The 1,392-nt window shown below is 29.6% G+C and carries 1 pseudogene; it reads left to right on the forward strand.

Annotated elements, in window-relative coordinates:
• Positions 1 to 182 precede the first annotated feature (182 nt).
• Positions 183 to 1,351, forward strand: a pseudogene (locus H1P_RS35490) (ISNCY family transposase); the annotation flags it as partial.
• Positions 1,352 to 1,392: the final 41 nt, after the last annotated feature.

The following is a 1,392-nucleotide window of genomic DNA, read 5'->3' on the forward strand; positions in this document are numbered from 1 at the left end:
CAGCAATTCTCATTTTGAAAAAGAATAGAGAAAAATTTAGCAGAAAAAAAGGAAATGGAGAATCAAGTTAGCGTAAATATTACGCTAACAATGACGGCCAAACGAAAAATCTTGATTAATGGCACAGCAAAATTTGTAAAATCTTATAAATTATTAGATATGGCTATTATTAATCAAAGAAAATGGTACAAAAAATTGCAGAGATAAAAATCAATCAATTGATTGATTTTTTGATTCAAGAATTAGATGACTTACCAGATTCCCGAAAAGCTGGAAATAATACTAAATATGAAATATCCGATGCTATGATGGCAGCATTTTCAATATTTTTTACTCAGTCACCTTCATTTTTAGAGCATCAAAGATTGATGGAAAAGATGAAGAAAAAAAATAATGCTGACAGTTTATTTAAAATCAATAAAATTCCTTGTGATAATCAAATCAGAAAATTATTAGAGCCAGTTACTGCTCAAAGAATTTATCCAGTATATCAAAGAATTTATCCTCCTTCGAGGACGTAGTCAATGGTTGAAAGAGAAAAAATTTCTTAAGAAATTTTTCTATTTAAAACGGCAAATATTGATAGCGAAAGGGTGGAACAGAATATTTTTCATCTAAAAAAATTAATTGTCCTCATTGTAACTGTCGTAATCATAGAAATGGAACTACTACTTATTTTCAGGGTTGTGTGATTCCTGCTCTTGTTTCACCAAAGGCTGAAACAAGTAATAAGTTTAGAACCTGAATTTATCGAAAAACAAGATGGTCACAAGAAACAAGATTGTGAGAATGCTGCGGTAAAAAGATGGTTAAATAAAAATCCGAGCGAAAAATATGAAAATCCTGTAACCCTTTTAGGAGATGACTTGTACTCTCGTCAACCTATCTGTGAATTAGCCTTATCAAAGGATTATAATTTTATTTTTGGGAAGCCCGTGAAACGTCACATAAAACTTTATATGAGTGGCTAGATTTTTTGGGTAAAAGTGGTGAAGTTACAACTCTAGAAAAGAAAGAATGGAATGGAAAAAAGGAGCTAGTTTATCGCTATCGTTATACTAATAAAATACCTCTAAAAGATGGTGATGATTCATTACAAGTTAATTGGTGTGAAGTGACAATCATTAATCAAGAAACAGAAGAAATTACTTATAAAAATAGTTTTATTACCAATCATAACATTAGTGACGGTAATGTTGAAAAAATTGTCAAAGCTGGTAGAAGTAGATGGAAAATTGAGAATGAAAGTAATAATGTTTTAAAAAATCATGGTGACAACTTAGAACATAATTTTGGTCATGGTCAAAATAATTTATGTGAGATGTTGTTGAGTTTAAATTTGTTAGCTTTTTGATTTCATTCAGTTTTAGACTTAGCTAATTCTACTTATAA

Origin of the sequence: Hyella patelloides LEGE 07179, from assembly GCF_900659865.1 — a bacterium.
Lineage (GTDB): Bacteria > Cyanobacteriota > Cyanobacteriia > Cyanobacteriales > Xenococcaceae > Hyella > Hyella patelloides.